This window comes from Bacillus horti (assembly GCF_030813115.1).
Taxonomy (GTDB): Bacteria; Bacillota; Bacilli; order Caldalkalibacillales; family JCM-10596; genus Bacillus_CH; species Bacillus_CH horti.
In genome coordinates this window covers 69,709-94,986 of record NZ_JAUSTY010000018.1, presented here as the reverse complement: position 1 = coordinate 94,986, position 25,278 = coordinate 69,709, and the positions used below count along the sequence as shown (strand labels likewise).

The following is a 25,278-nucleotide window of genomic DNA, read 5'->3' as shown; positions in this document are numbered from 1 at the left end:
TACCTGACATTCTCCACTCTCCTTCTCAATCTGTCAATGTTGAAAATGGGAGAATACGCGAGAAAACGCGAGAAAACATTACTTTATAGTGGGAGTGGTTAAGGTGAAAAGAGTTCTTTATGTACCATTAGATGATCGACCTGTAAACATTGACGATGTGATTGTTCAAGGGAAATCAGCTGGGATTGACGTCATCACCCCGAACGCTCACGATATTAAGAATCGTTTGGACTCTGAAAAAACAGTTTCAGGTTCAACCGTTACGAGTACTTCTTCTCCAACCTTCGGTAAGGTAGAAAATATTTATCAGTTTATTTTAGATAAAGCAGAATGTGTAGATGGATTTATCATCTCTATTGATATGCTTGTTTACGGTGGATTAATTGGAAGTAGAAGGCTACGTCCGGGAGGGTGTGGGGACTATCCACTTTACGATTCTGACACAACCTATTTACTTGATGTCATTCGTCACCTGAAGCAGGACTATCCAAGTAAGCCTATTTTTGTTCTAGATACAATCATGCGTTTGGCTACAACATCTTATGCTGATGGACTTTGGTTTGAGGCTTATCAAGAATCTAGAAGCTTGATGCAGCAGCCTAGAAAACAAGCAACGAGCTTTATTGATATTGTGAATGGCTATGATATAAAGCCTGACGGTACAACATTTGAGGATACGATTCATTTTAATAAAGAGCATTACTATAACACACGCCGTCATAAGCTACAGACAACATATTATCTTTTAGATCAATTTGTGAAAGAGGGGCTTATTGATTTTCTTTCAATAGGAGTAGATGATGCTTACACGGAAGGAGTTCAGGCTAACGAAATCGCATGGGTAGAAAACTATGTGAATACGTGGTTAGGCGGTAAAGGGGGACAAAACCCTGATCGTGTTATTATTCTACCTGATGCCGATGGGCTAGGACATTCTCTTTTAGCTCGAATGGCTGATTACTTTTATCATTGTGGTAAAAAGCGTCGGTATAAAGTGGACTATTATGGACCGCACGGGTCAACGATTACAAACCCGTATGAGTATATGAATGTTCACGAAAATATGATCCATCATATTGATATTATTGGTGGGGAGTATGTAGAGAATGGTGAGTTTGATCTTGATGTTATTGCTATCACAGATCCGGAGGAAATTGATGCAGTCATACTTCGCTTAGAAGCTAACGGAGTTAACCAAAAGCCTACGATGATCATTGATTTCACTAGTGGTGGTGCTGGTAATGAAACGGTTACTCTGGGGTTACTAAGCAGTGCATATACAGGACGTCTTCTTGGATATAGTGCGTGGAATACGGCAGGAAATAAAATGGGTCTTTCTCTAGGGATGGGTCAGGCCCGCTATGCGTTTCTTACTTCAGGTACTAAAGATGAGGCATTACTTGACTGGTCTTTAAAGGCGCACGGATCATTATTGTTCAAACGATTTTTGAAGGATTATGATTACAAAGCTGTGACTATAGCTGAGATTAGGGACGTATCAAGGAATCTTACCCCTTATACAAACGTTACATCGGATCAGAATATGCAGCTGTTTAATACGGCAAATGATTTTGAAGAAATAACTGTTCTCTTGCAGGAGCGATTGATTGAGCAAACAGAATCGCTTGCAGGTCAGAATGCATTTTCAATCGGAGTATCTAGTGAATCCTTTAACGTTCGAAAAATTTGTGGAGACGCCTGGCAGCTTATCCCTTATACTTGGGCTTCACTTGAACGGGAGGATGCGTACTTTACCTGGAGGCGTGCTTTTGAAATCACAGTAAAGCCTAGCGTTTCTTTTGGGTGTTAGCGTAAATATTGACATAGTGGGTCATATTGATAAACTTAAATAGATATAAGTTTTTTTAAACTATTCTAAAAAACAAGTTTGCGGTATCTATGAAATAGAAACACTATGTAAACAAAGTAAGCACGAAAAGGAAGTGACCAACTGTGGCAACGATTGAAGATTTTATGAAGCTAGATATACGAATTGGTACAGTGATCAAGGCAGAGCCTTTCCCTGAAGCTCGAAAGCCTGCAATTAAATTAGAAATTGATTTTGGTGAGCTAGGTATAAAAAATTCCTCTGCTCAGATCACTAAGCGTTATGAGCCGAGTGAGCTTGTTGGCCGTCAGGTGGTAGGAGTTGTTAACTTTCCTGTGAGGAGAATTGCTGGATTTGAGTCTGAGGTTCTAGTGATTGGTGGTATGCCTAGTGAAGATGATGTGGTTTTACTCAAGCCTGATTATCCTGTTGAAAATGGTACTCCCATTGCCTAAATAGTTTTGGGAGAACCGAATAAAATAATGGAAACACTATATAGTTGTTTAATATGACTTGAAGGCTACACCTTAGTGCTACGATGTTAGCACAGGGTGTAGCTTTGTTTTTGAGAATGCAAATAAAGCTACTTGTAGGATAATTTTCTAAAGGCAGGGTATAACATAAAAATAGGCTATACAAAAAGAAAAAGGATTGTACAGGAGGATAGGAATGACAAATACATCTAATCGATTTAACAATAAGGTTGCTATCGTGACTGGAGGAGCTTCTGGAATTGGTCTCGCCATCGTCAGCCGTTTGCTTGAAGAAGGGGCTAAGGTTGTGGCTGCTGATTTGAACCAAGAACGCTTAGATGAGATGAGTAAAGAGCTGGGAGATTCATTTTTAGGCCAAAAAGTGAATGTAACAAGTGAAGGGGATATTGAGAAATTGGTGAGTACTACCGTTGATCATTTTGGAGGGCTACACGTAGCCTTTAACGTTGCTGGGGCTTCAAAGCCAGGTGCCATTATGGACTTAGCTGAAGAGGATTGGGATTTTACGGTGGATCTCTGCTTAAAGGGAGTTTTTCTTTCTATGAAGCATGAGGCACGACATATGCTTAAGCAGGGTGGAGGAGCTATTGTGAACATAGCTTCCCTGAATTCGCATGTACCGATGTATGCTGGCTCTGCGTATACGTCTGCCAAAGCAGGCGTAGAAATGCTAACAAGAAACGGAGCTTTAGAAATGGCTCGAGCTAATATTAGGGTAAACGCAATTCTTCCAGGGTTAGTTGAATCTCCTCTAACCGCTTCATTAGTGGAGAACAAAGAAATTAATGAGGCTTACATGGAACGTATTCCGTTTAGGAGAGCGGCTCAACCAGAAGAAATGGCAGGACCAGCTTTGTTTTTAGCCAGTGAGGATGCAGGTTACGTTTCTGGAGCAAGCCTTCTAGTTGACGGTGCCTGGAATACGAGTGGGTATCCTGATATGAGTCGGTTCTTTTAATTCTAGTTACCACTTGTCGCTCTCCAAGTTGGAGAGCGATTTTTCTATTGACAGGTTTAAAAAAAACAAGTAGAGTATTATATAAGATATATGTAACCGGTTACACATTGTTTCATTTTTTATTCGGCTTGCAAATAGCTTCATTTTTATAGTTAAAATGATACCGCTTACAAAAGATAGAAAAGAGGTTTGGAGCATGAGTAAAGAAATTAACATTCTTGCACCCTGTGGCATGTTAGGCTATGGATTTCCCTTAAGCTCCTTCATGAATGGTCTAGAGCATGAGCTTCATGGGATAGTAGTAGATGCAGGGTCAACGGATGCTGGACCACATAAGCTAGGTGCTGGTGTCCCTATTGTGAGCAAAAGGGCAGCAAAGAAGGATCTAGAGCATATCGTTAAGCACGGCGTAGCTCGAAACATTCCTGTAGTGATAGGTTCAGCTGGTGGGGCTGGAGCAAAGCCTCATGTAGAGTGGACATTAGATATTATTAAAGAGATCTTACAGGAGGCTAACCTGAAAGCCAAAATTGCAGTCATCTGGACTGACTTTAGTAGTGAGACGATTATAAAAGCGAACCAAGAGGGGAGAATTACACCACTTACTTCGAACATTCACGAGTTAACGGATGAGCTGATTCAAGAGTCCAATAGTATTGTGGCTCAAATGGGGCATGAGCCTATAGTTGAAGCCCTTAAGAATGAGGCAGATATTATAGTTTGTGGAAGAGCGTATGATCCTTCTCCGTTTGCAGCGATTGGAATTTATCATGGAATGGATCCGGGTTTAGCGTATCATCTTGGAAAAATTCTCGAATGTGGGGCGTTGTGTGCAGAGCCTGGTACAACAAAGGATAGCATTTTGGGGACGATTAAGGACGATAGCTTTACGGTACAATCTTTAAATCCTGCTAGATCATGTAATGCTATTAGTGTGGCTGCACATACTTTTTACGAAAAAGAACACCCCTATCTTTTACATGGACCAGGGCTAGTTCTAGATTTAAGTGAAAGTGAGTTTAAGGAGCTAGGTGAAGGTGTTGTTCAGGTCAGCAAAAGTAAGCTGCATCAAGCAGAGAAGTATTTCGTCAAGCTTGAAGGAGCCAGAAAGGTTGCTTACCGAACGTTCGTTATTGCTGGTGTAAGAGACCCAATATTAATTGAAAATATAGAGGAAATTGAAAGAAGAGTAGAGGAGCAAGTACTAGACTATTACGAGGAAATTTCAAAGGATCAGTATAACATTAATTTCTATAATTATGGCATTAATGCTGTGTTAGGGGAGAAGGAGAAGGAGGCTTTTACAGGACATGAAATTGGTGTTTTGTTTGAAGTCATAGCGGATACTCAGGAGCTAGCGAATAGTATATGTTCAAGTGTTCGTTCTACGTTCTTACATTTTGGTTACGAGGAACGTAAATCGACGGCAGGAAACCTAGCTTTTCCTTTTGCGCCAAGTGATGTTGAGTTTGGACCAGTCTACGAGTTTTCTATATATCATTTAATGGAGATTGATGAGAACCCATTCTCTATTGAATATTTAGAGAATTGACATTCTTATAAAAGAGATAACTAGAAGCAAATGATGCTGAATAAAATAATCTTCATTATATAGGAAGGGGAGGGCAAAATGTCAAACTCAGAAATATCATTGTTTGAGCTAGCAAAGGTGCTTCGAAGTAAAAATTCTGGTCCGTTTGAGCTAACCCTAGATGTTTTGTTTGACTCGGAGGAAAAATATGAACGAGTGAAGCGTTCAGGTGTCATAACCGTAGAACGGATCTGTGAGCTCTATAACATACAGAAAGAGGATGTACACCATCTGATATTCTTCGATCAAGCGCTGGGATTCAAGGTCACAATGGCAAGAGATATTTCCTCTGGAACTGTTGGAGATCGTGATGTGTATGGAGCACAGCAGCATGCTCCATTAATGAAGCTGATGATTCCATAAATTAATAGTCATGTATAGAGTTGAATTTAAAATATAGAAAAATAGCTGGATAGAATAGAGAGAAACGAAGCTGAAATAGGATAGGTGATTGTATGCCAAAAATTGCAGTAGTAGGAAGCATAAATTTAGATTATGTGGTGGAGACAAATGTGTTGCCAGACGCCGGAGAAACAGTTTTGGGTCAAGGCTACTTCTTCTCCCATGGAGGGAAAGGAGCCAATCAAGCGGTTGCTGCTTCAAGGCTAGGTGCAGATGTGTTTATGTTTGGTTCGCTTGGCCAAGATGAAACCGGTTACAGTTCCAAGGAAAATCTCATCCACCACGATATCAACATAGATCACGTACAAGAAATAACAAAAGCTCCGTCAGGCGTAGCATTTATTGAGGTCTGTCATAGTGAAAACCGAATTATTGTCGTTCCAGGAGCGAATGAGTACACAGATACAGCTTATATTAAAAAGGTAGCTAATGAGCTGTTGGCCTATGATGTGATTGTTTTTCAGCTTGAGACTCCATTAGAGATGTTGGAATATATCATTCCTATCCTTCATGAGAAAGGGAAAACAACCATTGTGAATCCAGCACCGGCTCAGAGGCTTAGTGAAAACTTAATTGAAAAAACAACCTATCTAACTCCAAATGAATATGAATACGCCATTATATTTGGGATAGATTCTGATCAGGGTTCGGACAAGAGTAGCTTGAATGAAGAAGCGCTCCAGTCGTTTCTGATAAAGCACCCAAATAAATTAGTGGTCACTTGTGGGTCTAAAGGTGTTTGTTACTCTGATGGGCAGGATGTGATATGGGTGCCTCCCATACAGGTTGATCCTGTAGATTCTACTGGAGCAGGGGATACATTTTCGGGGGCTTTTGCCGTAGGGATTGCTGAAGGTAAAAGCTTGTACGACAGCATTCAGTTTGCCAACATTGCTGCAGGATTATCTGTTATGAGAAGGGGTGCTCAAAGTGGAATGCCTACAAGGGCAGAGGTTGAGCAAAGAGCTAAGGAAGAGGTGATGAAACATGAAGCTAAAGGCCACCTTAACGCGAATTAGAAAAGACTGGGTTATCTATGCGATGCTTTTGCCAGCTATCACGTATTTTGCGATTTTTCATGTCGTGCCTCTAATAGGGATGAAGCTGGCTTTTCAGGATTATCGAATTCTAGGCAGTAATGAATGGGTTGGCTGGAAGCACTTCGTGACTCTTTTTAGCTCGCCAGCGTTTACGAATGTGTTAACGAACACGATTGTTATCAGTATGATGAAAATTATCTTTTTCTTCCCTGTTCCGATCATTATGTCTTTGCTTATTAATGAAATCAGGTTCAGTGCTTATCGGAAATATGTGCAATCTGTTGTGTATTTGCCTCACTTTTTATCATGGGTTGTCATTGCAGGGATATGGATTTCTATTTTACATCCCGATGGAGCGGTTAACGTGATACGTAACTTCTTTCAGCTTCCATCTATGGATTTTATGACAAGCAAAGAGCATATTCGATGGGTGCTTGTTTTCTCAGAAATGTGGCGTAGTGCTGGGTGGGATTCTATTATCTATTTAGCAGCTATTATGAAAATTAGTCCTTCGCTTTATGAGGCAGCAAGAATAGATGGAGCATCTGCTTGGCAGCAAATGAGATATATTACACTTCCTGCTTTAGCTAGTACTGTAATCACTGTTTTTATCCTAAATTTAGGGTTCTTTATGAACGCAGGCTTTGATCAGGTATTTAATCTGATGAACAACTCGGTTATAAGTGTGATTGATATTTTAGATACGTATGTCTATCGGATTGGATTAATCGGTGGGCAGTATTCCATTGCTACAGCAGCTAGCTTGTTTAAGGGAGTCATTGGTCTGATTTTGATTTTAGGTACACATTTTATTTCGAAGCGCCTTACAGGCAAGGGTGTATGGTAATGGAGGAGGTGATTCTACGTGAAAAAGTTTGATTGGAAGCAAGGTGTCCTTTATTTTGTGCTATTTCTGATTACGCTTACAGTATTAATTCCATTGTTAAATTTACTGGCTCAATCCTTTACAGATCCATTAAGAGTGAGTGAATTAAGTGGATTATCTATATTACCTAAAGGCTTCTCTACGATTAACTATCAGCTTTTGCTTTCTAATCCATTGATTATAAAAAGTATCTTTAACACGCTGTATATTACTCTTGTAGGTACCTTCTTGAACTTATTGTTAACGTCATTAGCTGCTTATGTGTTAGCACGTACTCAATTTGTTGGGAAAAAGCTGATTATGTTTTTCTTCATCGCTCTTATGGTGTTTGAGCCTGGCTTGATTCCTGAGTACATGCTCGTTAGAGATTTAGGCCTTCTAGACACGTATTCTTCCTTAATTTTATACAAGGCGATTAATATCTTTTATCTTTTTATCCTCATGCGTTTCTTTGAGGACGTACCTGAAAGTATTTTGGAGGCGGCTCGTCTTGACGGGGCCGGACATTTTAGAATTTACACGAGAATCATGATTCCACTGTCTAAGCCTGGTTTGGCTACGATGGGCTTGTTTTACGGGGTGTATCACTGGAATGAATATTTCAGAGCAACGATTTATCTAAATGATCAAAACAAATGGCCTTTACAGGTTGTATTGAGGCAGTTTGTTGTTGAACAGGATAACACGACATTATTAGGAGCGCAGAATTTGCTGTCCTATGATCAAATTGCAGCACTTGATTTTGGATCATTACAGGCAGGAACCATTATGATTGCTATTGTTCCGCTGCTTGTGCTCTATCCTATTATTCTGAAGTATTATGCCAAAGGTGCTTTGGAAGGAGGGGTTAAGGATTAACACAAGGGTTGAAATAGAGTAGGAGTTGTATTGAAAGTTTACGTAGAAAAATTTTGTAATCATCATTGGTGAATGGGGGAGGATGTATGTTAAGTCGTGAGGATTGGTATGAAAAGGCGTATGGGTGCTTAATCGGTCTTTCTGTGGCTGATGCACTTGGAGCTCCAACAGAGGGTATGAGTGTGTACGAAATTAAGGAGCAGTTTGGTTGGATTGATAATTTTGTTTCGGATGATCCAGTAGGGACGGATGACACAGAATATGCCATGCTTACAGCTAAGATCATTTTGAAGTATGGAAAGAATTTAAGCTATGAACATATGACCAAGGAGTGGTTTGAAACACTTGCTGATCAAAAAGGCTTCAAAAAAGGAGGCTTTAGTGAGGTTTGCGCCATTAATAATCTACGAAAAGGACTGAAGGCTCCGCATACAGGGACTGACAATCATCAGCTGTGGAGCGACGGTGTAGCTATGCGGATCGCACCTATTGGAATCTATAGTGCTGGCGATCCAGAGGAGGCTGTCCGCTTAGCTGAGATTGAGGCAAGAGTTAGCCATGATCGTGATGGCGTCTATTGTGGACAAGCTCTTGCAGCGAGTGTGGCCTATGCCATGACAGGAAGCGCTTGGGAAGAGGTTATTCAAACAGGTCTGAACTTTATCCCTAGGGATTCTTGGACATATAGGAAAATTGATTCGGCTGTAGAGATAGGCTTGAAATATAGCAATGTTCAGGATGCCGTTGAAGAGCTTTACAACAAAGTTTCGATCTTTTATTATCCATGGGCAGACATGGCTCCAGAAGCAACAGCGCTAGCGTATGGCGTATTTGCTGCTGCAAAGGGTGATTACATTCCAGCTGTGTTAGGTGGGACAAATGTCGGCCGTGACTCAGATACGATTGCAGCCATGAATGGAGCTATGGCAGGAGCATTACATGGAGCAAGAGCAGTACCAGTAGAGTGGCAAAATCGAATTAACATTATTCGTGGAGTATGTATTCAAGCAACGGCAGGGATGGATGTGCGGGAGATTTCAGCTCAATTTGCTGATGCTCTAGTAAGGAGGGGTTCTGATGAGTAAGTCAACGATTGATCGCATATACGGATCACTATTAGGTTTAGCTATGGGGGATTCTATTGGCTTTTCAGCTATGTATCATCGCACGGTCGTACTTCCAAAAAAGCGTAGAGGGAGACTGTGGAATTTTACCAAGCTAACAGATGAGCATCGGATCAACAAGATGTCTCTTCCTTTTACACATGCTATGGAAGAAAGCATTCTTGAGCTATCAGGTACAGACGATACTGAGTTTACTGTTGTTGCAGCGAAGATGCTAATGGACTGTAAAGGGGAATTTTCTAACGCTGCCCTTCTTGATGGCTGGAAGAGGTATGTGGTTGAGCATGGGGATCGTATTTGGAGTGGTGTAAGTGAACGCGCTTCCATTGAAAATATTACTAATGGCATTCTTCCACCCGCTTCAGGAAATGACAATCCGCATCACTATGATGATGGAGCAGTAGCAAGAGCTGTACCTATCGGATTAATCTGTCAGGGCCAGCCAGAAAAGGCAGCTGAAATCGCTAAAAGCATGGCTTCCATCACGAATGCTGAGGATGGAGTTTTTGCCGCCCAAGCAATGGCAGCAAGTATAGCTGTTGCTATGACAGGAGCAGAGCCTCAAGAAGTTGTACAGGCTGGTTTGCGTTATGTGCCAGAGGATTCATGGCTTGGCAGAAAGGTGAAGCAGGCTCAAGATATAATGGCAAGCTCGATGGATTCACCATTTTCAGCGATTCCTGCGTTGCATAACCAAGTGGTGAATGCCATCTATAACTATGCGAATATTGCTCCAGAAACGCTGGCCGTAGCTTATGCCATTTTTAGCGGAACTAAGGGAAGACTAGAGGAAGGAATTCAGCTAGCATCCCTTTTGCCAAAGCAGGCGGATAGTATGCCAGCAATGGTAGGAGCTCTTGCAGGTGCTTTACAAGGAGCTGATGTGGTCACGGAAGCCTGGAGAGAATCTTTAGATCCTGTTAAAGGCATTTGTATCCCTTCCATAGAAGGCTCCTCGCTTTGGCAGATCGCCAACGACTTAAACACTTACTATAGGTAAGATCTAGGTAAGGCAATTATATGAGGCATCAATGAAAGACCATATAAATCTGATGCAAAGTAAAGCTTATGGATTGTATTCATTTTTTATCCATTCATTAAAAGATGTAGGGGGAATTAATGTGAAAAAGCTACTTTTGATTTTAGCAGGTTTAATGCTGATTTTTAGCTTAGCTGCTTGCTCTCAAGACAATGAAGGAGCAATGCCAGAAGAAGAAACTCAAACAGAAGGAACAATAACAATTAAAGTCGTTAACAAGGATGACACAACAACTAATCCTGTTTCTGTCACATATTTTGAGTCCTTAGAACAGGCTCTAAAAGAGGATGAAGGTCTTGATGTTAAGTTTGAGCTTATCGATTTAACTCAAGGAAACTATGCAGAGCGATTAAATCTTTTACTTGGGGGAGGAAATATACCTGATCTCATTTACTTCCAAGGTGGAGACCTACAGGTATCTCAGCAAGGTGTTTTAGAGGATTTAACACCTTATATTGAGAATTCAACGTATCTAAAGGATATTATGGAACCACATAATATTGAAAGAGTGAAGAACTATCCGTATCTTCTTTGGGTAAAGCCACTGGCTCAAAGAACGCCAGTGATTCGAGCTGATTGGTTCAATGAATTGGAAACATCTTCAGCTTTAATGGATAATCCTACAGTAGAAACGTATTTTGAATTTTTCAAAGAGGTTGTTGAGAAAAAGCCAGGTGGAAGTAAGCCAGGCTATGCCATTACGACGGCTGGAGATATTGGAGAGCTAGACATGATCTTTAACATGGCGTTTGGTATTAACCAAACGTGGATGGAGAAAGCCGATGGCACGTATGAGTACTCTAAAATTTCACAAAATGAAAAAGATAAGCTTGAGTTCTACAGTAAGCTTTATCAGGAAGGGCTATTAGACCCGCAGTTTGTTACCAAGCAATGGGATACAAAAGAAAAAGCTTTCTATGACGGTGACGCCGCTGTAGTTGTTGGAACAGCTGGGAAGGTTATCGATATTTATAACGGGAAAATGACACAGGTTAACGGAGCAGAAGCTGAGCTTGTGGCCCTTCCTCCAGCAAAAGGAGAGTATCAAGGCTTTGGGGCAACGGATGTTATTAAGGAATCAAGAGGATTCGCTATCTTTTCACAGTCACCATACAAAGATACAGTTTTTCAAATTCTAGATTACATGGCAAGTCCAAATGGTCAAATGCTAGATCGCTTAGGCTTTGAGGGAGAGCATTATAATATCGTTGATGGTGAGATTGAGCTGACAGAAAAATACTATAATGAATGGTTCGCAAGATTCTGGGAGCCAAGTGCGTTTGAGCCAGAAATGGAGCTAAAAACGCCATTATTAGGGGAAACAGCAGAAAGGTCGCTGGAGCTTCTTCAGGAATTTTATACGGAGGATAATATATTCCTTATTCCTGATCAGTACGTTACGAATTGGGATGCAATGAACAATCTTTATGTTGAGTTTGCTACAGATATTGTGTCAGGTAAGATTGGAATTGACGCCTTCGATACGTTTGTTGAAGAGTGGAAGCGTGCTGGTGGAGACCAAATCACAGAATATGCTAATGAGTATTTAAATTAAGTTTTAGCCAAAAATTCACGGAAGCTCAGGGCAGAAAGCCATAGCTTGATATGTGAAAAAATGGGGGACGAGAAAATAAGCGTCCCCCGTTTCTATACGGTAAGTCATATTAAATCAGAAGCAAGGAGTTTTTGTATATGCTAACGTTTCAGGATCGAGTGAGAGGGGTTATTTTGGGTACAGCCTTGGGAGATGCTATGGGTGCTCCCGTTGAGAAGCTGAGCTATGATCAAATTCGGGAAAAATACGGGCGAGTGGAAACACTCAGAACAAGCTGGTGGAAGGAAAATGAACCTGTAGAAGTAACGTTGGGTAGGCAAAGAGGTCATGGAATAGTAACGGACGATACGCTTATGACTATTGCTCTAATGAACGTTTATAACATAGAACAGCGTCATGTGGACGCGTATGATTGTGGCAATGAGTTTGTTAAAGAAATTGCCTATAGAAAAATCTATGTTCCTGAGTTCGGTAAGGAAGCTTTGATCATAGATAGGCTTTTTTATCCTGAAAAATATATTTTTATGCGTCATGTTCTAGCAAACTGTGACCCACGTGAAGCAGGTGTAGGTAATATGATCAATTGTGGCGCAGCCATGTATATAGCCCCGATTGGTATTGTCAATGCCGGAAATCCTAGGGCTGCCTACGATGAAGCAATTCTTTTTGCTATGGGGCATCAGAGTAGCTACGGACTGGAAGCAGCCGGTGTTCTTGCCGCTTGTGTAGCTAAAGCATTTGATGGAGAAGGAACAGTAGATGAAATCGTAGAGACAGCACTAAAGTATGCCAAGGATGGAACAAAAGCAGCAATTAAGGAACTGACCGATGCTGCAAGAGAGTTACGATCAGAGAAGGAAGATAGAGATAAGGTTGTTCACGTGTTCCATTCAATTATAGCTAAGTACTCACCTATGGGTGATGATGTGCATCGGAAGCTAGAGAAAATAGGTGTTCCATCTAATCACTATACACCAAGTCGTCTATTTTCAATTGAAGAGCTTCCATTAGCGTTGGCGTATATCGTTTTGCATGATGGGGATTTATACGAAGCATTATATGATGGCATTAATTCTGGGAGAGATACAGATTCTATTGGTGTCATGATTGGTGTTATTTTAGGTGCTAGGTATGGATATAAGGCTTTGAAGGATGAGGATATTGCTCTGCTTGAAGAGACCAATAGATTAAATTTAATGGAACGAGCTGATCAGTTCACTGAGGTCGCTAGAAAGATTATTATGGATGACATTGAATTAAATCAAAAACGTACGAGTTTACTATAGGTGATGAACGATTTATGGAGGTGTATGGAATGATACCAGAAGGATATGTAGAGAAAATTTATGCAGGATTTTTAGGGATGAATGTTGGGATAAGGCTAGGTGCTCCAGTTGAGCCTCCTGTATGGACAGACCAAAGAATTGAACAGATATATGGAGATATTACAGGCTATGTAAAGGATTACAAAAATTTTGCTGCTGACGATGATGCAAACGGTCCTGTTTTCTTCATTCGTGCGCTTTATGATGATGCCAAGGATAGGGAGCTTCAGGCCGAGGATGTAGGGAAAGCATGGCTTAACTACGCTAGAGAAGGTATAGGAATGTTCTGGTGGGGTGGAGAAGGAGTCAGCACTGAGCATACTTCCTATATGAATCTAAAGAGAGGGATTCAAGCTCCTAGGTCGGGATCAGTAGAAGTAAATGGATTGGTTGCGGCTGAGCAAATTGGTGGGCAAATTTTTATTGATACATGGGGGTTATTGTTCCCGAGTCAGATAGATAAAGCAGCAGATTATGCGGAAAAAGCTGCGAGTGTATCCCATGATAGAAATGGGCTATACGGAGCGAGATTTATGGCCGCCTGTATTGCTAAAGCGTTCGAAGAGAATGTAACTGTAGATCAGCTTATTGAAGCTGGATTAAATACCATCCCTAACGATAGCACGTATGCTCAGGTTGTTCGTGCTGTACAGGACTTTCATAAGCAGCAGCCTAATGATTTTAGAGCCTGTCGAAGCTATTTAGAGGAAGAGTGGGGCTACGATAAATATACTGGAGTGTGTCATATTATCCCGAACGCAGGAGTATGTATTCTTGCCTTACTTTATGGGGCAGGGGATTTTTCAAGGACTGTGGAAATAGCCACGATGTGTGGCTGGGATACTGACTGTAACGCAGGAAATGTGGGCACGATTGTAGGCGTATTAGCTGGAATTAACAATATACCACAGCATTATCGCAAGCCAATTAACGATTTTATTGTAACCTCAAGTGTGTCAGGGTATTTAAATATTTTGGATATCCCTACATTTTCTAAGGAGGTCGCTTTATTAGGCTATCGTTTAGCTAAGGAGGAGCCACAACAAGAGCTACAGCAGGCTGTAAAGAATGGAGAGGTTTACTTTGATTTTAACCTACCAGGAGCTACTCATGGCTTCCGTACAGACACAACAAAGCTTATTTTACAGGCTAGCGATAAGGTTGGCTACGAAAGTAGTGGCTCTTTAGAGGTTGTTTTTGATAGAATGGTAGAAGGCGAGAAAGGAAAAATATTCTATAAATCCTTTTATCGGAGAGAGGATTTTAATGATGAACGATATAAGCCTACATTTGCCCCACAGGCAAATAGTGGTCAGCAGGTATCAGCTAAGATATTCCTCGACAAATGGGAGGGAGAGGATATCATCCTAACTCCTTATGTTAGAGAAACGTATAGCAAAAAAGAAATAGCCTTGGTACCCGTAACGCTAAAGAATCAGGAATGGAACACGATTGAGTTTACTATTCCAGAGACGGACGGTGCTATCATTGATGAGGTAGGCTTTTTAATTGAAAGCCCTTCTCCATTAGTAAATCGAGCGTTAGGCTGTCTCTATCTTGATGAATTTAGAATTTATGGACAGGCTCATTATAAAATCGACTTTTCCAAGCAATATGAGGAATTTAAATGTATTACACCATTCTCTCATAATCGGGGAGAGTGGACGCTACAAGGTGGATGGCTGAAGGGGAGATCAGAGGATGAATCCTCCTCCTACTCAGGTAACTACTATTCGGAGGATTTGACGTTAGAAGTCACGCTTAAACCCCTTCGTGGACAGAGTCATATGCTTCTTGCAAGAGCACAAGGAATTCAGCGTCATTATCTAGTAGGCTTTGATGGACAGGATCAGGTTTCTGTTATTAAAAATGATTTTGGGCATACTCGCCTGAAAACGGTGAGCTTCGAGTGGAAGCCCCACATGGTTTATTTGTTTAAGCTCATTGTTAAGGGCAGTCAGATCACTTTATGGATTAATGATAAAGAAGTGTTAACTGTAGAAGACAGTAGCTTTAAATATGGAATGTTTGGTTTTGGACATCTTGAGCAGGCGGAGACAGAATTTGCTTCAGTGACTATCCAAGAGCATGCATCAGAGTAATCGTTGAAAATAAAACGTTGAAAATAAAATTAATTGATATTATGAGTAGGGAAGAGGGTTATGGATAAAGTGAAGAAGAGTAAGGTGACCATTCGTGATGTGGCTAGAGAGGCTGGTGTATCTGTGGCTACTGTTTCTAGATATCTCAACAATACGAGCTATATCAGTACGGAAACGGAAAAAAAGCTCAAAGAGGTTATGCACAGACTCGATTACAAACCGAATGAAATTGCTAGAGGGTTGGCCAAACAAAAAACGAATACGATAGCCTTAATTATTCCAGATATCACTAATCCGTTCTTCCCTGACTTAGTTATTGCCATTGAACAGGTAGCTAAAGAAAAAGGATACAACATTATTTTAGTGAATACACAGGAAGAAGAGCTTCAAAGCAATAGCTTTTGGAGAGGATTTCAAAATCGATATGTTGATGGGTTTATTTTAGCCTCATTTCAATTTGATCAACAAGCTCTTAAGGATTTAGAAGCCTTGCAAATTCCCTTCGTACGAATTGACCGAGCTGCCTTTACAGAATCATCAAATTCTATTGGAATTGATAATTATAAAGGGGCGATTATGGCTGTTGAACATTTGAAGGAGATTGGATGTCGTAAAATTGCTCATATTAGCGGACCACAGTCCTTACTTCCCTCTATAGAGAGAATGAGAGGTTTTGAGGATCATCTTAGAGCAGTATATTCTGGTCTTGAACCTATTATTTATGAAGGGGATTTCACCTTAGAGAGTGGCAGGACGCTAACGGATCAGTTAATTGGTGAGCATAAGGATGTGGATGGCATTTTCTTTGCGAATGACCTGATGGCAGTTGGTGCCATAAAAGCATTAAAGGCTCTGAGAATTAAAGTGCCAGATGATGTAGCCATTATCGGCTTTGACGGCATTAAGCTAACAGAAATGATTGAGCCTGAAATCAGTACGATCGTCCAGCCAATCTATGACATTGGTGTGACGGCTACAACTAAACTTATTCATCTGATAGAGAATAAAGTGGATGAGACACTTAATCATGAGCTTGAGGTTCAGCTTGTGAAAAGAGAGTCAACACTTGGGTTTAGAAGGAATTCTAATGAGTAGGTTCACAAAGGCTTCTTTATAAGTTAATTTAATAAGAAATAGAGCATGGAGGCACCCATGCTCTTTATTTTATTCCATTAGCTGATTTAGATAGGAAAGAGCTTCTTCTCTTGCTTCTGAATCAATATCTTCAAATAAGATTTGCTCTATAAACTCCCATATATCCTCCAAATTCCTTTTAATTTTATAAAATTGAAGAGCATCCTGATTTATAGTGTAATCTTCATGGATACTTTTATAGATGCTCATAAACTCATTGAAATAAGGCTTATCAGTAAGGAACATAATGTCTGCTTCTACTGGGGCAATTTTCAGCCCTTCCCAATCAATTAACATTAACCTTTTTGCCTGCATCAAATTCCAATTGTGCAAATCAAAGTGACAAAGGGACATATTGAGTTGTTTACTCTTTAATTTGATAGATAACTCTTTAACATCTTGAATACGTTGAATTACATCTTGTTTATAAATTACTATTAAATCTCTTAAATCCCTCGGTAGCTGTATTTCATTTCTATGAAGAACCTTCTCTAAATCCTCTAGAAATGGAATATCAAAATCCTCAATAATACCCTTAGTTGAAACAGGTATTTCTTCTCCATAAGAATGCAGTGTTGCAATGATATTTGAGAACTCTAAAATTTGTTGTTCTGATAACTCATCTTCTCCAATAGTCTGACCGTTAATAAATTTATAAAGAAGGTAAATATTGTCCTTATCTTCACACTTATAATTCCCGTCTTTTGTAAGAAGAGGAACTGGGATTTTACCTGCTAAATCTGTTTCTTGTTCTAACCAAACAAGGATAGGAGAATATTGATCTATTAGAGCTGTTAATTTCGGTGTGGACGCTCGACTTTTTTCGTAAACCTTTAAGAAATATACACTTTTGCCATCTGATACTTCATAGGCAAGGGCAGCCCACCCTCCTTGTCTTGATTCTATATGGTTGGATTTAATACCATAACTCTGCTTCAAAGTTTGTTCTAGACTATTCATATCTTTACCTCATTTATCCGGAAAGAAGGTGAGATACTAAAGGTTGACCACCTTCATTTCTCTGTCATTGTTTTTCATTCATACTTTGGTTAACTTTTAAAGGATCTATAAAAGCTCCATTCAAATTATGAAAGATTGAATTCTTCACCTATTTTTATCTGAATTGAGTAGGCTCAGTCATTTAAGTGCAAAAATACACTACATAAGTTGATTGATTAACTCAGGGATATCTCTAAAATCCTTACAAATAGCATCAGCATAATAATTACTTGTGTGAAAGCTGAAAAATGGCATGTAAGGTTTGATCTAAATCGAATATAACGGTATCAATTTTATTCATAGCTCACCCACTTGGATGATTCTCAAGCTAGTTGGATAAAAAGAAAGTGCTATCCAAACGGAGCAACGTTTGGATGGCACAATTATACTTGATACTTTGTTTATCAATGAAAATTTTATGAATAGGTGCAGGTGCTTAATTACTCATCTCCATTTTCAGCTTCTTGCTCTTGATCCTGATTCAAAGGGAGGAAGAGCATACTTAAAGGTAAATTACTACCTGAAGCGATAGAGAAGGAAATATCCACCGTTTCAGCACGATTTCCCGTTCTATGCAGAACAGCAGCTTCGTTAGCATTCTGAAGAATACTTTTATCTGTTGTATTCACTACTTTCCCATTAACTAGAAACGCTCCAGCGTAATGGCCACCACGAGGGTTTAAGGCAATAAGTGTATTAGGAGCTACATATACTTTCATACTGTACATTAAGCCAAAGTTTCCACGGTTTGTTTCGGGACGTCCAGTTAAAGGATCAATACCTGCGATAAACTGATCCTGTCTATTATCACCGATAACAACTCGCTTAGGAGTCTCACCTAAATATTCATCAATTTCAATAACACGTACACCTTCCTCAAACGTTCCTCTCATATGTGTATCTCTTTGTAGAGGGTATAAATAAGGAATAGCGTTAAGTGGATCCTTTCCTGGATCTAAGACAACCACAGTAAACGTAAGCTCTTTACTAGCGTACATTTCAGCATGGGACGTAATAGTAAGACCTGGCTTGAGTGGAACAGCACTTAGCTCTGGAAGAACGATTTTTGACTCTCCAGCAGGAACTGTTACTGACTTTTTATCCGTTTGTTTAGACCATGATGCTAAAAATCTAGATAGTCCAAGCTTTCCACTTGTGGAAACATATAATGTAGGTCCACCTATTCCCAAAGAACGAGTTTCAACTGTAGCGCTTGTATTTCCGTTGTTAGTAGCTACTAGGTAAACCATTAGATCTTCATTCGAACCGTTTTTGTTATGGGCATTAAAGTAGAATTTTCCAGAAAGCTTATCCTGATAAGCGATACCATTATTTCCATGTAATGTTTCTGGACTGTTACTTAGAACAAGAGGTGTTTTTTCATTATATGTTTGGTATTCAACCGTTTCATACGTTAATACCTCAGCTCCACCAATTGGAAACTTTTCTCCTACTGGTGTAAATAGACGATAGAACGCATCTCTTGTGTATAGAACCTCATCTGTAACTGTAATCGTTTTAGTAATCGTATCTGTTAATCCATGTTTATCTTCAACCTCTAAGGTGACCTCATGCTCACCAGGATGAAAGAAAGCAAGTTCATTTCCAGTCCACGTTGTACGAACAATACTATTCTCATCATCTGTGGATAGATCCGTATAAATGATACGTTCACCCATTCGGTACTCTTCTAAATCCGTGCTAAAGTCTGCCACAGGAGGCTGGTTAGGCTCACGAACTTGGATGGTTACCTCGTAAGGATCGCTCCATTTTCCGCTGCTATCTTTAACAGAACGAGAAATCACATATGTACCTGAACTTTGGAAAATATTTAAGTTTCCTTCCCAACGCTCATCAACGATTTTTCTTCCAGCAAATGTAGTGGCTTTATCCTTGTATGTGACTCTTGTTTGAGTGGCATAAATAGCGTCCTGCTCCACTTCAAACGCTGCTTGAGGAGCTGAGCTCCAGCTGAATGTATACTCAGAGCCAGAGGCTGAGAATTTGCTCTTTGTTAAGTCAGCCCATGTACGAATAGGAATCATTAAGCTACCATCTTGGACATACATAGGTGCTGGTGATTGAATCGTTGTACCGTTCACTTTGATATCTCTAGAATTAATTTTGAAACGAAATTCAAGGTCACCACTTTTAGCGATTGATTCCTTGGTGCTTGCTTGATAAGTCATTTCAAAGCCATATAGCTTAGCAACGCTTGCAAGTGGAATATAGTTCATATTGTTTTTAAGGGTAATTGGCTGTGCTGCTTGAACGGTTTGACCGTTAAAGTTCATTGATTTGCTATCCTGTCTCATGATCAATTTGTCTTGAGTTGCTGTAAGGTTTGTGGATAGATTAGTTTGATTTGCAACGGCTACTCCCGTTGGCCCTTGAAGTAAGAGTGTTCCAAGAAGCGTACAGGTGACCCCCACTTTCGTACACTTCGACATTACCTTTTTCATTATCTCTGTCTCCTTTTTTCATCTTGTAGGTCATGTACCTTTTGGTAGTTTGTATGAAGATGACTCAAATATATAGACTTACAAATGCGAAAAAAGTTGCAGGATATATGGTTGATGTTGGCAAAAACTTTACAAAGAATTATTGGTTTATCTACAGTGTTGCCATTAAGATTTAGAGTGTATACGGTAAAAAAGATAAACCTTTGACAATTTAATATCTTTACTTTAAGATAGTAACTATAAATTATTTAGTTAATTTAACAGAATTGAATCATGAGTTATTTGCTGCCGTATTCTAAAAACATAGTTTTAATGCAAGGGAATTGGAAAAACTATCCTACATTGTGTACAATTTTAGTTAGATGATCTAGAAGACTTCTTCCAATTGTTGAAAAAAATAAGCTAAAGGACGTGACTATGATGACTGTAAAACCATTAAAAGGACAACATCACGTATCAGCCATTACAGCTGACGCTAAGAAAAATTATGAGTTCTATACACAAGTGTTGGGCTTACGTTTAGTTAAAAAAACGGTTAATCAGGATGATACAAGTGTATATCATTTATTTTATGCAGATGAAAGAGGGAATCCTGGTACTGATCTAACGTTTTTTGAAATTCCTAACGCTGGGCAGACCTACCCGGGATCAAGAAGTATAAGTGCTACATCCCTAAGAGTTCCAAGTAATGCTTCTCTTCAATACTGGAAAGAGCGTTTTGATCAATATGGTGTTGAACACGACGAAATTTCTCATCAAACAGGCAGAGCTACTTTAGCCTTTCAGGACTTTGAAGGACAACGACTTGTTCTTGTCTCCGATGAGCATAATCGAGGAGTAGAAGGAGGGGTACCATGGGAAAAAAGTCCAATTCCTAATGAGCATGGCATCCGTGGCCTAGGACCCGTTACATTAACCGTACCTGAAGCTTTACAAACAGCTAAGGTCCTAACCAGTGTGCTTGGTTTCTCTGAAAAAGGTTCCTATCCTTCAGAGGTAGAGGGGCAGCCAGATATTATTGTCTATGAGACGGGTGAAGGGGGAACGGGTGCCGAGGTTCATTTAGAGGAGCGGACTGACCTTTCTCCAGAACGTTCAGGTCGTGGAAGTGTTCATCACGTTGCCTTTAGAGTGGAGAGTGAGGAGGAGCTTTATAAATGGATTCAGGTAGTGAATGATTTACGTATTCCTAACTCTGGATTTGTAGAGCGATATTACTTCAAATCTCTTTACTTTAGAGAGCCTAATGGAATTCTGTTCGAGCTTGCTACTGATGGACCAGGCTTTGAAGGAGATGAGCCATTCGAAAGCTTAGGAGAGAACCTTGCTTTACCTCCATATTTCGAGGATCAGCGTGAAGAGATTGAAGCTAAGCTAAAGCCTTTGGATACGAAAGAAGCATAAAATCTTTATTTGGGATGTGCCAGTAATAAAAGCATCTTGGTTTAGTTATAAAGAAGGGAAAGTAAGGGTGAAAGGTGGAGAGTACAATGAATCATGAGCATGTTTTTATACAGGGAGAAGATGAAAAGGCTCCAGTTCTACTTCTGCTCCATGGGACAGGAGGAAACGAAAGAGACTTACTTCCTATTGCCCAAATGATTGATCCGACTGCTTCTGTATTAGGGGTAAGAGGGAATGTTTTGGAGAACGGAATGCCTCGTTTTTTTCGTAGAATAGCAGAGGGTGTTTTTGACGAAGAGGACTTGATAAAGCGGACTAAGGAGCTTCATACGTTTCTTGACGAAATGGCGCTTAAATACACGTTTACGCGTGATCAGGTCTATGCTGTTGGCTACTCCAATGGAGCAAATATCGCCGCAAGTTTGTTATATCTCCACGAGAATTCCCTTCGAGGGGCTATATTGTTTCATGCTATGGTTCCATTGCGTGGAGTTAATCTTCCTGATCTTTCAGGTGCACCCGTTTTTATAGGTGCAGGGAAACATGATCCTTTAATTCCAATGGAAGAGACGAAGGAGCTAGTTAAAGGGCTTCAGGATGCTAAATCTCCTGTTACAGAGTATTGGACTGAGGGAGGACATCAGCTAACTAGAGAAGAAATAGAGCAGGCAAGAAATTGGTTCGAGGAAGTTAAGCAAAGCTAGAAGTAGATAAGCTCCATCTTTCAGTCGTTGTTCCATTACACAGAACTGAAAAGATGGAGCTTCTTTTTATTTCAAACGAAGAGGATGAAAGGCTTGCTTCACCTCATGATCTAAAATACTATAGGTTGATCTGCCCAAATAGAGTGGGATATGGAGCTTAGTAAAATCGGGTATACCTGACTCCGTAAACATATCTATATCCATATAGGTCTGTAGAACTTCACCAGTAATCCATTCATGGTCTCCGTGAGTTAGAATGTCAGTTACTTTACACTCATAAGCAAAATAGGCATCCTTGAGTATAGGGACATCAACTTTTAGCCCTGCTTCATACTCAATACCAAGCTGTTCAAACTTATTCATTTCTCTCCCGCTAAAGGTTCCAACTGATTGAATCCACTCCGATCGATTCGCCGGTAAAAAGTTTACTCCGAACATGCCGCTTTTTTGAATTAATTCGTAAGAGAACGTTTCCTTACGTAATGAAATTCCATAAATAGCTGGGCTAGAGCCCACATAAGTATGCCAACCGGATGCCATTATGTTATGTATGCCATCAGAATTTGAAGTAACAATCGCTACCATGCCAGGATAGGAATAAGAACGAGGAAGGTCAATTGGTTGTCTCAAGATTTATCTATTCCTTTCTTAGTGAGTTATCATTAGTTAATAAATTCATGTAAAAATCGATTAACTCCTGTAGCTACGCTCAAGAACTAATCGATTATGACCATTACCCTTTGGTACGTGCTGATTCAGTTTCATCCTCATTATCATCCTCAGATAGATGATCATTGGCTGTAGATGAGTCCTGATCGTTAGATAAATCACTGTTTTCTTGAGTTGTTGCTTCAGCTTCCAGAGAAGATTTGTCTGTTGAAACAGCTTGCTGTTGGCTCGCTAGAGATGAATCATTATGAATATCATTTTGTCCATTAGTCGATGCTTGCTCTGCTAATTTTTTGTTTTTTCTTTTCGTTAGGCGATTCTTAACGAACATGATTAAAAGGATGATAGGTACCGCAGTTAGAAAGATATACAAAGAAACATCCTTTACCATTCCTTCCGCAGCGCGCCCATAAAAGTAGAACAGGGCTCCAACAACGTAGAACTTTGTTGCTCTTCCTACCGCAGCGTAAGCCATAAGACGCCAAAGAGGGAAATTAAGGCAACCAGACATAATAGTAAACACTTTAAAGGGGATAGGAGTAAAGGAACCGATCAAGATGGCAGCCTCGCCCTTCTCCTTAAAGAGTTTAGTTGCAGAATCAATCCATTCTTTTTTAAGAATTTTATATAGGACTTTATTCCCTAATAGTTTACCTATCAGATAACCTACAGGTGTACCAAGTAGACAAGCAATAAAACCGACTGTTGCAAACCATAGAGCTTGAGAGGGATTGATCAAGCTTAGAGAAACTTGAAGGAAAAATGCGGGAATCGGAAAAATAACCGCATCAATGAAGGAGTGGATGGCAAGTCCCCAAACTCCGAACTCCATTAAAAAATCTAAAAAGCTTTGAAACATAAGTACAGGCTCCTCTCGCATGTCTAATACCGTCAATAAAGCCCGACTGTACAACTTTATCTCCGACTCTTATATATATCATATAGATAACTATACCTTTTCATACTTAATTTTCATAGGAACTCTTGGTGTACATTGACTAAGACTCTGGTCTTATAAAATGTTTACATCCAAATTATATCATGTCTTTAGGATTATATTAAGTAATATGCTTGATTATGGATAGTTTTTATGTAAATTTCATGCCGAACAAAGCAGTTCAGAAAAAAGATTGAAATGCTAGCGCTTTCTTGATAGAATTGTGACAAATAGTAGAACTTTTGGTATGGAACAGAGACCCTGTCACCAGCTAAACTTATCTACTTTGTCTTTTTTATTTGGAATTCCAAAAAAATGAAGCCATGTTGGTATTGGATAGCGCTCCTGTCACAAGCTAACCTTCGTTAAAAGAAAGAGTCATTACGTCTCTTTTTTATGCGGGGGTTATTTTATTTTTGAAACAATAATAAAGGTGGGACATTATGGGGAAATTGAAAAATCGTTGGTTAATCGCTATTGCTGCAGTAGGAATTCATATTTCAATAGGTTCAGTTTACGCTTGGAGTAACTTTACAGATCCATTGAAAAGTATGTTTGGCTGGTCGGATCAAGAGGTTGCGTTTACGTTTAGTCTTGCTATTTTATTTTTAGGCCTATCTGCCGCTTTTCTAGGGCATTTTGTAGAAAAATACGGACCTAGAAAGGCTGGGTTACTAGCGGCCACATTCTTCGGGATTGGTATTGTTGGGTCAGGAGTAGCTGTACTCTTTGAATCGAGGATGCTATTGTATTTATTCTACGGAGTATTTGGAGGTATAGGCTTAGGAGTGGGGTATATTGCTCCAGTTTCCACCCTTGTTAAGTGGTTCCCTGATCGCAGAGGACTTGCTACAGGCTTAGCAATTATGGGCTTTGGCTTTGCGGCAGCAATTAGTAGCCCTGCCATGGATGCTTTAATTAAATCTGTCGGGGTGCAATGGACCTTCTACATTCTCGGGATCAGTTATTTTGTTATTATGCTATTTTCTTCTTTATACTTAGAAAAGCCACCAGAGGGATGGATGCCAGAAGGATTTAAAGAAAAGGTTCAAGCTGGTAAGGCAAAGGCTAAGCTAGATCTTTCACAGCTGACGGCAAATGAGGCGGTAAAAACTCGCCGTTTTTGGTACTTATGGATTATGCTATTTATTAATGTAACATGTGGGATCGCTATTTTAGCTGTAGCCAAGCCATTAGCGATGGAGAGTATTGGCATTGATATGGTTGCTGCTGCTGCCTTGGTTGGTGCGATTGGAGTATTTAACGGTCTTGGTCGTATCGGCTGGGCTTCCTTATCTGACTATATCGGCCGACCTAATACGTATACAGCGTTTTTCGTCCTGCAAATTGTTATGTTTGCTCTCTTACCTTATACGAGTAATCAGCTGTTATTTATTGTTATGCTTACCATCGTCTATACGTGCTATGGTGGAGGATTTGCTTCCATACCGGCTTATATAGGAGATTTGTTTGGAACGAAGCAATTAGGAGCGATCCATGGATATATTCTAACGGCATGGGCAGCAGCAGGACTAGTCGGACCTATGTTTGCTGCTTGGATCAAGGATACAACAGGTAGCTACGCCGGAAGTTTAACATTTTTTGCTGGCATGTTTGTCGTTGCTTTAGCTGTTTCTCTGTTAATCCGAGTAGATATACGAAGGCTACAAGAGAAGAATGAAAAGAAAGCGAAGGGTCACACACCAGTTGAGGTAAGCTAGTTCAAGCATGAAACGTATATTTCTGTTATACTATGTGTTATGAAGA

Annotated in this window: 21 protein-coding genes; 17 read left to right on the top strand and 4 right to left on the bottom strand. The window is 40.0% G+C overall.

Going from position 1 to position 25,278, the window contains the following annotated elements; genetic code table 11:
* Nucleotides 1-103 precede the first annotated feature (103 nt).
* From J2S11_RS17665 to J2S11_RS17600, 14 genes are all read left to right on the top strand, one after another.
* The gene (locus J2S11_RS17665; protein ID WP_307396793.1) at nt 104-1,810 is read left to right on the top strand and encodes a DUF4127 family protein; all 1,707 of its coding nucleotides are present in this window, start codon (nt 104-106) and stop codon (nt 1,808-1,810) included.
* A 143-nt stretch (nt 1,811-1,953) separates the two neighbouring features.
* On the top strand, nt 1,954-2,283 hold the full coding sequence (gene csaA / locus J2S11_RS17660) for a chaperone CsaA (RefSeq protein WP_307396792.1): 330 nt from the start codon (nt 1,954-1,956) through the stop codon (nt 2,281-2,283).
* Nucleotides 2,284-2,497: 214 nt separating this feature from the next.
* Nucleotides 2,498-3,280 carry an SDR family NAD(P)-dependent oxidoreductase gene (locus J2S11_RS17655; RefSeq protein ID WP_307396790.1) on the top strand — a complete coding sequence of 261 codons (783 nt, stop codon included), beginning with the start codon at nt 2,498-2,500 and terminating at the stop codon, nt 3,278-3,280.
* Between the two features lie 196 nt (nt 3,281-3,476).
* Nucleotides 3,477-4,832 carry an acyclic terpene utilization AtuA family protein gene (locus J2S11_RS17650; protein WP_307396788.1) on the top strand — a complete coding sequence of 452 codons (1,356 nt, stop codon included), beginning with the start codon at nt 3,477-3,479 and terminating at the stop codon, nt 4,830-4,832.
* A gap of 78 nt (nt 4,833-4,910) precedes the next feature.
* Complete coding sequence (locus J2S11_RS17645; protein WP_307396787.1) at nt 4,911-5,234, top strand: DUF4387 domain-containing protein; 324 nt, start codon at nt 4,911-4,913, stop codon at nt 5,232-5,234.
* Nucleotides 5,235-5,326: 92 nt separating this feature from the next.
* Nucleotides 5,327-6,292 carry a ribokinase gene (gene rbsK / locus J2S11_RS17640; RefSeq protein ID WP_307396785.1) on the top strand — a complete coding sequence of 322 codons (966 nt, stop codon included), beginning with the start codon at nt 5,327-5,329 and terminating at the stop codon, nt 6,290-6,292.
* Complete coding sequence (locus tag J2S11_RS17635; protein ID WP_307396783.1) at nt 6,261-7,160, top strand: ABC transporter permease; 900 nt, start codon at nt 6,261-6,263, stop codon at nt 7,158-7,160. The genes rbsK and J2S11_RS17635 overlap by 32 nt, the downstream gene beginning before the upstream one ends.
* A gap of 18 nt (nt 7,161-7,178) precedes the next feature.
* Nucleotides 7,179-8,057 carry a carbohydrate ABC transporter permease gene (locus tag J2S11_RS17630; RefSeq protein ID WP_307396781.1) on the top strand — a complete coding sequence of 293 codons (879 nt, stop codon included), beginning with the start codon at nt 7,179-7,181 and terminating at the stop codon, nt 8,055-8,057.
* Nucleotides 8,058-8,143: 86 nt separating this feature from the next.
* Complete coding sequence (locus J2S11_RS17625; RefSeq protein WP_307396779.1) at nt 8,144-9,142, top strand: ADP-ribosylglycohydrolase family protein; 999 nt, start codon at nt 8,144-8,146, stop codon at nt 9,140-9,142.
* Entirely contained in the window at nt 9,135-10,181 is a 1,047-nt protein-coding gene (locus tag J2S11_RS17620) for an ADP-ribosylglycohydrolase family protein (protein WP_307396777.1), read from the top strand. Before J2S11_RS17625 ends, J2S11_RS17620 begins: the two co-directional genes overlap by 8 nt.
* Nucleotides 10,182-10,302: 121 nt before the next feature.
* On the top strand, nt 10,303-11,775 hold the full coding sequence (locus J2S11_RS17615) for an extracellular solute-binding protein (protein WP_307396776.1): 1,473 nt from the start codon (nt 10,303-10,305) through the stop codon (nt 11,773-11,775).
* Nucleotides 11,776-11,912: 137 nt separating this feature from the next.
* Nucleotides 11,913-13,061, top strand: a complete 1,149-nt coding sequence (locus J2S11_RS17610; RefSeq protein ID WP_307396774.1) for an ADP-ribosylglycohydrolase family protein — start codon at nt 11,913-11,915, stop codon at nt 13,059-13,061.
* A gap of 29 nt (nt 13,062-13,090) precedes the next feature.
* Entirely contained in the window at nt 13,091-15,202 is a 2,112-nt protein-coding gene (locus tag J2S11_RS17605) for an ADP-ribosylglycohydrolase family protein (RefSeq protein WP_307396773.1), read from the top strand.
* Between the two features lie 60 nt (nt 15,203-15,262).
* Entirely contained in the window at nt 15,263-16,297 is a 1,035-nt protein-coding gene (locus J2S11_RS17600) for a LacI family DNA-binding transcriptional regulator (protein ID WP_307396771.1), read from the top strand.
* A 69-nt stretch (nt 16,298-16,366) separates the two neighbouring features.
* Here the strand turns inward: J2S11_RS17600 and J2S11_RS17595 are convergent, their stop codons facing one another.
* Nucleotides 16,367-17,296 (bottom strand): aminoglycoside phosphotransferase family protein, encoded by a 930-nt coding sequence (locus J2S11_RS17595; RefSeq protein ID WP_307396769.1) that lies wholly within the window; start codon nt 17,294-17,296, stop codon nt 16,367-16,369.
* 479 nt (nt 17,297-17,775) lie between these two features.
* Nucleotides 17,776-19,797: a stalk domain-containing protein gene (locus J2S11_RS17590; protein ID WP_307396767.1), complete on the bottom strand. Its 2,022-nt coding sequence runs from the start codon at nt 19,795-19,797 to the stop codon at nt 17,776-17,778.
* 420 nt (nt 19,798-20,217) lie between these two features.
* On the opposite strand from J2S11_RS17590, the gene J2S11_RS17585 reads away from it, so the two are divergent.
* Nucleotides 20,218-21,201: a ring-cleaving dioxygenase gene (locus J2S11_RS17585; RefSeq protein ID WP_307396765.1), complete on the top strand. Its 984-nt coding sequence runs from the start codon at nt 20,218-20,220 to the stop codon at nt 21,199-21,201.
* A gap of 86 nt (nt 21,202-21,287) precedes the next feature.
* Nucleotides 21,288-21,905: an alpha/beta hydrolase gene (locus tag J2S11_RS17580; protein ID WP_307396763.1), complete on the top strand. Its 618-nt coding sequence runs from the start codon at nt 21,288-21,290 to the stop codon at nt 21,903-21,905.
* A 66-nt stretch (nt 21,906-21,971) separates the two neighbouring features.
* Here J2S11_RS17580 and J2S11_RS17575 read toward each other — a convergent pair whose 3' ends face one another.
* Both J2S11_RS17575 and J2S11_RS17570 read right to left on the bottom strand, forming a co-directional pair.
* Complete coding sequence (locus J2S11_RS17575; protein ID WP_307396760.1) at nt 21,972-22,535, bottom strand: flavin reductase family protein; 564 nt, start codon at nt 22,533-22,535, stop codon at nt 21,972-21,974.
* A gap of 103 nt (nt 22,536-22,638) precedes the next feature.
* The gene (locus tag J2S11_RS17570) at nt 22,639-23,433 is read right to left on the bottom strand and encodes a YqaA family protein (protein ID WP_307396757.1); all 795 of its coding nucleotides are present in this window, start codon (nt 23,431-23,433) and stop codon (nt 22,639-22,641) included.
* A 530-nt stretch (nt 23,434-23,963) separates the two neighbouring features.
* On the opposite strand from J2S11_RS17570, the gene J2S11_RS17565 reads away from it, so the two are divergent.
* Nucleotides 23,964-25,232, top strand: coding sequence for an L-lactate MFS transporter (locus tag J2S11_RS17565; RefSeq protein WP_307396798.1), 1,269 nt, complete (start codon nt 23,964-23,966; stop codon nt 25,230-25,232).
* Nucleotides 25,233-25,278: the final 46 nt, after the last annotated feature.